7 protein-coding genes and 1 pseudogene are annotated in these 8,857 nt (G+C 75.9%); 4 read left to right on the plus strand and 4 right to left on the minus strand.

Going from position 1 to position 8,857, the window contains the following annotated elements; translation table 11 throughout:
• The coding region (locus IH00_RS44650; RefSeq protein WP_039947726.1) for an MGDG synthase family glycosyltransferase at nt 1-502 on the minus strand (502 nt) is incomplete at its 3' end.
• Nucleotides 503-690: 188 nt separating this feature from the next.
• Between IH00_RS44650 and IH00_RS0134505 the strand changes: the two genes are divergently transcribed.
• The 4 genes from IH00_RS0134505 to IH00_RS0134520 all read left to right on the plus strand — a co-directional run bounded on the left by IH00_RS0134505 (nt 691) and on the right by IH00_RS0134520 (nt 4,953).
• Nucleotides 691-1,452 (plus strand): SDR family NAD(P)-dependent oxidoreductase, encoded by a 762-nt coding sequence (locus IH00_RS0134505; RefSeq protein WP_031080179.1) that lies wholly within the window; start codon nt 691-693, stop codon nt 1,450-1,452.
• Between the two features lie 4 nt (nt 1,453-1,456).
• Nucleotides 1,457-2,347: a DMT family transporter gene (locus tag IH00_RS0134510; RefSeq protein WP_031080181.1), complete on the plus strand. Its 891-nt coding sequence runs from the start codon at nt 1,457-1,459 to the stop codon at nt 2,345-2,347.
• 128 nt (nt 2,348-2,475) lie between these two features.
• Complete coding sequence (locus IH00_RS0134515) at nt 2,476-3,222, plus strand: polysaccharide deacetylase family protein (protein WP_420710974.1); 747 nt, start codon at nt 2,476-2,478, stop codon at nt 3,220-3,222.
• A gap of 657 nt (nt 3,223-3,879) precedes the next feature.
• Entirely contained in the window at nt 3,880-4,953 is a 1,074-nt protein-coding gene (locus tag IH00_RS0134520) for a class I SAM-dependent methyltransferase (protein WP_031080185.1), read from the plus strand.
• Nucleotides 4,954-5,060: 107 nt separating this feature from the next.
• On the opposite strand, the gene IH00_RS0134525 is transcribed toward IH00_RS0134520, so the two are convergent.
• The 3 genes and pseudogenes from IH00_RS0134525 to IH00_RS43060 all read right to left on the minus strand — a co-directional run.
• Entirely contained in the window at nt 5,061-6,122 is a 1,062-nt protein-coding gene (locus tag IH00_RS0134525; protein WP_031080188.1) for a trypsin-like serine peptidase, read from the minus strand.
• Nucleotides 6,123-6,132: 10 nt separating this feature from the next.
• The gene (locus tag IH00_RS0134530; protein WP_031080190.1) at nt 6,133-7,257 is read right to left on the minus strand and encodes a trypsin-like peptidase domain-containing protein; all 1,125 of its coding nucleotides are present in this window, start codon (nt 7,255-7,257) and stop codon (nt 6,133-6,135) included.
• Nucleotides 7,254-8,857: pseudogene (locus IH00_RS43060) on the minus strand (ATP-binding protein); the annotation flags it as partial. The gene IH00_RS0134530 and the pseudogene IH00_RS43060, both read right to left, overlap by 4 nt.

Here is an 8,857-nt window from a genome sequence, read left to right on the forward strand (position 1 = left end):
CCGCCGCGGTCTCGCTGACGCACAGGAACAGGTCGTTGCCCGGCTCCAGCCACGCCCGGTGCAGGGCGAAGTCGGTGACGAACACCGCGCACGGCACCCCCAGCGTCCCCCGCCGCCGCATCCGGCCCGTGATCTGGCCGGCGAGGTGGAACGTCGAGACGACGACGTCCGGCCGCCATGCGGTGACGAGTGCGCCGAGGCGCCGCTCGGCCAGCGCCGCCATCGGCGACACGTCCGGCCGCCGCCCGCGCGGAGCCGGCTCCTCCGCGGGACCGGGCGCCAGGAACACCGCGTAGATCAGCTCGTACAGCCGGGGCACATGGCGCACCGTGAACCGGTAGAACGACCGCACCCCCGGCCCGGCACCGGGCGGCAGCAGCGTCAGCACGTCCCGTACGAGCACGTCGTGGCCCGCCGCGCGCAGCCGCCGCGCCAGTTCGGCGGCGACCGTGTCGTGACCCGCCCCCATGCTCGCGCTGAGCACCATGCATCGCCGCCCCATGTGGCGCCTCCAGACGTCGGTGTCGGCGTACCTCCATCGTGTTCCGGCCGGCCGCGCTCCGCGGCCCGGGGGGCCGCCGAATCGGCCTGTTCGGGTGGATCGTGGGGCGCGTACAGGCTGTCGGGAGGCGAACGGGCGGGAAACCAGGAGGCTGGAGGGGCACGTTCCCCACACCCCGGAGGATGCTGATGCCCCCGACAACCGCAGGGCCGGTCGCACTCGTCACGGGCGCGTCCTCCGGGATCGGCCAGGCCGTGGCCGAGCGCATCGCCACGGCGGGCGGCTGGCGTCTGCTGCTCGGAGGGCGGGACGAGGAGCGGCTCGCCGCCGTCGCGAGCAGGACCGGCGGCACCCCGCTCGCCGCCGACCTGGGCGAGCGGACGGGTGCGGAACGGCTCGCCGCTCAGGCCGTGGAGCTCGAGGGGCGGGTCGACGCGCTGGTCGCGGCGGCGGGCATCGGCTGGGCCGGGCCGTTCGTCGGGATGCCCCCCGACGCCATCGACCGGCTGGTGGCGCTCAACCTGACCTCCGTGGTGCACCTGGTGCGGCTGGTGCTGCCGGGCATGGCGGAGCGCGGGGTGGGCCGGATCGTCATGATCGGGTCCATGGCCGGCCGGGTCGGTGTCGCCAACGAAGCCGTGTACGCCGCGACGAAAGGGGCCCTGCTGGCCTTCGCGGAGAGCCTGCGCTACGAACTCGCCGGGACGCGCGTGCGCGTGACCGTCGTGCTGCCGGGCGCCGTCGAGACACCGTTCTTCGACCGCCGCGGAGTGCCGTACCACCGCGACCATCCGCGCCCGGTGCCCGCCGAACGGGTGGCCGAGACCGTCTGGCGCGCCCTCGAACGGGGCACGGAGGACGTCTACGTCCCCGGATGGCTCGCGATGCCCGCACGTCTGCAGGGCGCCCTCCCCGGCTTCTTCCGCGCCATGGCCAAGCGGTTCGGCTGAGCCCGTGCTGGCACTGTCGATCCTCCTGGCGCTGCTCGCGGCGCTCGGCAATGCCGGCGCCTCGGTGCTCCAGCGGCGTGCGGCGGCCGACGTCGGCCCCGGACCGTCGCGGGCCCGCGGCGGCTGGATGGCCGGTCTGGTGCACCGGCGGGTGTGGGTGTGGGGCGCGGGCCTCCTCGCGGTCTCGGGCATCCTCCAGGCACTGGCCCTGGCCACCGGCCCGCTGTCCATCGTCCAGCCGGTCATGAGCACCGAGTTGATGTTCACACTGGTCGTCGGCAGCGTGGTGTTCCACCGCCGCCCCGACACGGCCACCCGGTGGGCCTTCGCCGCGATGGCGGTCGGCCTGGCCGCCTTCCTCGCGCTCGCGGACCCGTCGGGCGGCCGGGACACGGTGCCGGCCGCCGACTGGCTGTGGACCGGGATCGGGGTCGGCCTCTTCGTGCTCCTGATGATCGTCGTGTCGTTCCGGCTGTCGTCCGCGCCCCGGGCCGCCGTCCTCGGCACGGCCACCGCCACCGGCTTCTCCTGTACGGCCGCCCTGCTGAAGGACGCCCTCGGGCGGCTGCCGGACGGGATCGGCGCGGTCTTCACCACCTGGCAGCCGTACGCCGCCATGGGCGTGGGCCTCGCGAGCTTCGTCCTGCTCCAGGTGACCCTGCGGGCGGGCACCCTGGTGGCGTCCCAGCCCGCGATGACCCTCGGCGACGCGCTGCTGAGCGTGGTGCTCGGGGTGGCGCTGTTCGCCGAGAGGGTGCACCTCGGCTGGCGAGTGGTGTTCGAGGTGCTGGCCCTGGCGATCCTCACGGCCGGCTGCGTGCACCTGGCGCGCTCCCCGCTGGTGGGCGAGGAACCGGAGGAGAACGGCAAGGGAGGGAGGAAGTCGAAGTGGTGAACCGTGAGGTGGTGGGCGGGCTGGTGGTGAACCGTGACGTGGTGCGCGGGGGCGGGCTGAACCGTGAGGTGGCGCGGGGGCCGGTGGCCGGCCGTGCGGCGGCCCGTGCGGGCGTGACCCGTGGGTCCGTGGCCCGTCGCACCGTGCGCGTTCCCGCCGTCGCCCGGGGCGTCGCGGCCGTGTCGCTCGCCGCGGCGGCAGGGCACATCGGGCCCGCCGCCACCTGGCTGCCCGGGCCGCGCGGGCGCCTGTGGCCGCTGCTCGACGGACGCGGCGACCCGGCGCGCGTCGCGCTCACCTTCGACGACGGGCCGGACCCGGACAGTACGCCCCGCTTCCTGCGCACCCTGGACGAACTCTCCGTCCGCGCCACCTTCTTCGTGCTGGGGGAGCGGCTGGCGCGCCACCCGGAGCTGGGGCGGCGGATCGCCGCCGAGGGCCACGAACTGGCCGTCCACGGCTGGCGGCACGACCGCCCCTGGTGGCCCCGGCCGGTGCGCGACCACCGCGACCTCGCGCGCACCGCCGGCCTCGTGGCGGAGGCCGCGGGGAGCAGGCCCCTGTGGTACCGGCCCGCCTACGGCATCCTGACCGGCGGACGATGGGCCGCCGCTCGCGCCGCCGGGCTGCGGCCGGTGCTCTGGTCGGCGTGGGGGCGCGACTGGACGCCCGACGCCACCCCCGACAGCGTCCTCGTCGAGGTGACGCGGACGCTGCGCGGCGGGGCCACGGTGCTGCTCCACGACTCCGACGTGGCGAGCGCCCCGGGCTCGTGGCGCGCCGCGCTCGGCGCGCTGCCCGGACTCGTCGCGGTGTGCCGCGCGTACGGCCTGACCGTGGGCCGCCTCGCCGACCACGGACTGCCGGCCGCCTGACCGGGGGAAACGACAGCGTGTCGGATCCCGGCGCGGCGGCCCCCACACGCCCTGCCGTCGCCGAGGGTCCCGCGCGGCGCGCGGCTTTCGAGGGTCCCGCGCCGCCGGGTGCTCCCGAGGGTCCCGCGCGGCGCGCCGCTCCTGCGGGGCGCCGCGGCCGGTCCGCCACGCGGGTGCCGGTACGACCGCTGCCGCGTCGCGCACGGGTGTCGCGGCCGTCACCGTCCCGGTGCGGTCGGCGGAGCGTGAGGCTGCCGGGCGTGTCCCCCCGGCGGCGCGCCCCACGCGCTGCCGCTGAGCCGGCCGGAGCAGGAGGCCCTGAGCGCCGCCCTGCTGCGGGGCGACCGCCGGCGCTTCGTACCGGCGGCGGGCCCGCGCTCCGGCCGAGGCGGCGCCGGGGGCGGTGTCGCGGCGGTCCCGACCGCCGCGGCCGCCTTGCGGGCCACCGAGCGGCGGGTCGCCGCCGCCCTGCTGGTCCCGACGGGTGACGCCACCCGTGCGTCGGGCCGTGTCCACGCGCCGCGCCCGCCGGCCGCCTGGCAGAGTCGGCTCCGTTAACTCCAAGCGCCCCGCCTTCATGGGGCTGCTGGGTCGGGCCCCCGCGGCGGCCACCACCGCCCGGGGGCCTTGCCTTGGGCCGAGGGAGGGCTGACGAAGATGGTGACGGAATCCGCAGTGCCGGACCCGGAGAAGCAGCAGGCGTTCGCGGCCCGGGTGGTCGAGGTCCTCAACGACGCCTCCCTCGCCCTGTTCACCAGCGTCGGCCACCAGACCGGCCTGTTCGACACCATGAGCACCCTGCCGCCCGCCACCAGCCGGGACATCGCCGCGGCGGCCGGGCTCGACGAGCGGTACGTGCGCGAATGGCTCGGCGGCATGGTCGTGGGCGGCTTCGTCGAGTACGACCCCGGCACGGCGACGTACCGCCTCCCGCCCGAGCACGCCGCTTCCCTCACCACGGCGGCGGGGCCCGACAACATGGCCGGGATCATGCAGTACGTCGCGCTGATGGGCGAGGTCGAGCAGCAGGTCGTCCGGTGCTTCCGCACCGGCGGCGGCGTACCGTACTCCGCCTACCCCCGCTTCCAGGCCCTCCAGGCCCAGGAGAGCGCCCGCGTGTACGACATCGCGCTCGTGGACGTCATCATGCCGCTCGCCCCGGGCGCCGTGGAGCGGCTGCGGGACGGCATCGACGTCCTGGACGTGGGGACGGGCCAGGGCCACGCGCCGGTCGTCCTGGCCCGCGCCTTCCCGCGCAGCCGGTTCCACGCGCTGGACCGGTCCGAGGACGGCATCGCCGCGGGGCGCGCGGAGGCCGCCCGGCTGGGCCTGGACAACGTCACCTTCATGGTCGGCGACTCGACGGACATCCCCGGCACGTACGACCTCATCACCGCCTTCGACGTGATCCACGACGTCGCCGAGCCGGGCCCCACGCTGGCGGCCGTCGCCGCCGCGCTCCGCGAGGACGGCACCTTCCTGATGGGCGACATCGCCGCGTCCAGCAAGCTGGAGGAGAACCTCGACCACCCCTGGGGCCCCGCCCTGTTCGGGTTCTCGCTCTTCTACTGCATGACCACCTCGCTCAGCACCGGCGGCGCCGGACTCGGCACGGTGTGGGGCGAACAGACCGCCCGCCGCATGCTGGCCGAGGCGGGCTTCACCGAGGTCGCGACGCGCTCCGTCGAGGGCGATCCGCTGAACCTCTACTACGTGGCGCACAAGCGCTGACGGCCCCCGCCGTCCCGCACTTCCGTGACCGCCGGATTCCAGCACCCGGCGGGGGCCGGTGCGGGAGGACCGGCCGGCCGGAGGACGCGGCCTCCTTCGTGTGCCCGTCAGACGAAGTTCACGTCCGCCCGTTCCAGCAGCGGGTCCTCGACCATCTGCCACAGCGGTACCGCGTAGTTGCCGAAGCCGTAGCGGCCGCCGAAGTGGAGGCCGAGGACGCGGTGGTCGGTGAGGTCGAGGACGGGGGAGCCGCTGTTGCCGCCCAGGGTGGAGCAGTCGTGCTTCATCACGTCCTGCTCGGGGGCGAGCCCGGTCGCGGTACCCGGCTGGAGGCGCTTGACGTTGTAGACGTCCATGAAGATCCGGCGCATCGACTCCGGTTCGTTGCGCCTGCCGTCCCACGCCGGGTAACCCACGCAGTACACCGGATGCCCCGGGAGGTCGGCCGGCGCGTCCGCCGCCACCGCCAGCGGAGTCGGCAGGCCCTCCGCGCCGTCACCGGGGGCGATCCGCAGCAGCGCCATGTCGGCCTCCGGGTGGATGCCCACCACCTCCGTGACCTCGTACGCGGCGCCACCGCCGGGCAGCGCCCCGAACTCCTCCGCCGTGTCCAGCTGCGCCGCCATGCCGTGCTGGAAGCCCCACCCGCCGCCGTCGGACCGCGCGAACTCCACCGCCACATGACGGTTCGTCATGACCACATCGGCGCCGACGAGGAAGGCGGTACCGACCCAGTCGAGGCTGACGTGCCCGGTGACCTCCACCCGGCCGACGCGGGCGAGCGTCTCCCGGATCGCGGCGCGGTGGCCGTCCAGGACCGCCCAGTCGCCCGCCTGGGACGCGAAGTCCGACCCCTGCACGAGGATCGCGGGCCTGCCTTCGAGCAGGACGATCGCCTCCAGGCCGAACGACTCGTCACCGGTGAGCTCGTCCCCGCGCCCCTCGGCGAGCTTCTCCAGGCCGTCGGCGCCCGCCGACAGCACCCTGGCCCGCTCCTGCTCGGCGAAGTGCGCGATCTGGCCCGCGGGCTGCTCCTCCGGCGCGAGCTCCTGCGCCGATTCGGGCACCTCCCGTGCCAGTCCTTCCCGTACGCGCCCGGCGACGGCGCGCAGGTCCGTGAAGACCCGCTCGGCGTCGGTGGCCACGGGTGACCTGTTCCGGCCTGTCATCTGCGTCTCCTCACTCGCGTTGTGCCGCCTCGATCTCCGCGTGGAGCGCCGGGCTGGTCTCCGCCACATGGCGCAGCACGGCGGCCATCAGCGTGCCGACGTTCACGAACGCGGCCTCTCTGCCCTGGAACGCGACGTCCTCGACCCGCTTGGTCCCGCGGTGCAGGGCCACCACCCGCCAGTCGTCGGTGAGGACCGGGGAGCCGGAGGACCCGCCGCGGGTGTCGGTGAAGTAGCGCAGGTCGCGTTCGTCCGCCTCGTACACGAGGTTGTTGCGCAGCGCCACGCGCTTCGGCTGTCCGCCCGGGTGCTGGATGATGTTGACGGCGACGAAGTCGCCGGGCGCGACGGCCGGCGCCTGCCGCGCGAGCCGCAGCACGGGCCGGGCCGGGCCGTCGGCCAGGCGAAGGATCGCGTAGTCCAGATCGCGGTCCGCGGCGAGCAGCCCCTCGAAGCCGGCCTCCTCCGTCTCCTCCGCGTCCGTGTCGTAGTCGAACCGGGCGCGGGCGTTGCGGGCCTGGAGGAGCAAGTCGTCGGGGGCCGCCTCCGGCCGGCCGCCGGCGCCGCTGTTCCGGGCGTTGACCACGTGGTGGTTGGTGACCAGCAGCGTCGGGGCGATCAGCCAGCCCGTACCGGAGTGGGGGAAGCCGTTCGGCTGGAGCGGCGCGCCCCCCTCGTACGGCGGGACCTTGACGCGGGCCACCGCCGCCCCGGCCAGGTCGCCGCCGCGCAGGAATCCGAAGGGGACCGTGTCGTCGCGGTGGACGACCTGCTCCTTGATCTCCGGGACGGCCGCGACGTCCGGCACGTCCGGCTCGCCGCTCGCGTCCCGCGCGACGTCGTCCAGGGCGCGCTGGAAGACGGCGAGCGGCGCCGCCTCGGTGGTCTGGGCGACGGCGTTGCGCAGCCAGATCTCCAGCGGTACGGAGCCGTCCACGAGCCGCTCGACGCGGTTCATCTCGACGAGGTCCGAGTGCAGCTGGCGTCCGGGTGCGGCCAGCACCGGCAGGGTCCCGCGGTAGCGCGGGAGCACGCCGTCGAACAGCAGGGGCCGTACCGACGGGTCGGCGAGCCCCGACTCCTGGGCGGCGTCCCGCACGGCGAGCAGCCGGTCGGGGGAGAGGTAAGCGGTCATGGCGGTCCTGTCCAGGGTGCGGGGACGGGCCGGTCGCGACCCGTGGCGCCCAGCTCCATCGCCGCGGCCACCCCGGCGGCGATCTCACCGCTCTCGTCGCGCACGTCGAGCAGCCGCCGGGCGAGCGTGTCGAGGGTGCCCCGGTCGCGTGCCAGCCGCAGGAGTTCGGTGATGCTGGACGGCGGGGACGCCGCCGGCCGCGGGGCCCGGCCCGCCGCGTCGCCCAGCAGGTCCATCACGAGGTCCAGCAACCGCGGCCGGTGGGCCACCGCCCGGCGGACGGCCGCCCCGAGGACGTCCGGCACCTCGTCGTCGGCCGGGAGGCCCACCACGTCCAGCGCGTGACCGAGCGCCTCGGGGTCCAGCGTGTGAACCTGCGAGGCGGCCGCGCGGACGAGCTCCGGCTGGTCGGCCATCACGGCGTCGGGCAGCGCCCGCAACCGCCGGGCGAGCCGGTCGTCGGCCTCCCGGAGCCCGTCCCGCGGGGTTTCCCGGACACCGTCCCCCGACGCGCCCGCCTCCACCGGCCTGCTCCGCGCCAGGCGGGTGCGAGCCAGCAGTGCGCCGATCGCCTCCAGGTCGTGTCCGATGCGCACGGCGGTGTCCTCCGCCACCCGCAGACACCGGTCCGCCCCGTCCGCGTCGCCGTCCTGCTCGGCGAGGCGTGCCGACAGCAGCAGCAGCTCGAGCTGCCGTTCCTCGCACCCGGCGCTCCCGGCCGGTCCCAGCGCGTCGCCGGCGACCGTGCGGGCCTCCGCGCGCCGCCCGAGCCGGTCGAGCGTCTCGGCGTGCAGCGCGTGCAGGGGGCTGCACGGCGTCCAGGGGCGGCGCTCCGTGAGCCGGGCCATCGCTTCCCCGGCGAGCCCCTGCGCGAGGAGGTCCTCGATCTCGCGGGCCGCGAGCCGCTCCCAGTCCTCCTGGTCGGCGACGTCCAGCACCGTCTGCGGGGCGCCGCGGCCGGACCTGGCGTTCAGCAGCCCGGCCGCCCGGAGGTCCATGTCGCGTTCGGCGCCCGCCAGGAACTGCTCCACGCCGGGCAGCCACCGCTGCTCCACCGAGCGCGGGTTCTCGCCGAGCCGCAACCGGTGGTAGATCTCCTCGGCGCGCGCCTCGAGCCCCTCGCGGGCCGCGTAGTACTCCACGGCGCGGCGCTCCACCTCGCGCGCGGTGTCTGCCATGTCCTCGCCCAGCAGCCGCAGCATGATGCACCGCACGTCCGGGCGGTGCCGCAGTGCCGCGGGCCCGGCCGGTTCGACCAGGTCGAGGCGGGCCAGCCCGTCGAAGAGCCGCTCGGCCTCGTCCGTGGTCTCCACGCGCAGCCCGCAGGGGCCGGCGAGGACGTCCTTGATGATCTCGGGGGTGATCACGCGCAGCACCAGCCCGGGGTGGGCGAGCCGCCGGACCTCGTCGTCGGCGATGTGGTGCAGGATGCGGTCGTACAGGACGCCCTGCACCAGCATCTGGTCGACCCGCTGGAAGAACCGACGCCGGCGGGCCGGGAGGCTGCCGATCAGGTCACGCAGCAGGGCACCGCCCGCGGGGCCCGCCCCCGGCGCGGCGTCCCGCTCGGGAAGGGCCCCCGCCCCCGCCCCCGCCCCCG

This window comes from Streptomyces sp. NRRL S-118 (assembly GCF_000716335.1).
GTDB lineage: Bacteria > Actinomycetota > Actinomycetes > Streptomycetales > Streptomycetaceae > Streptomyces.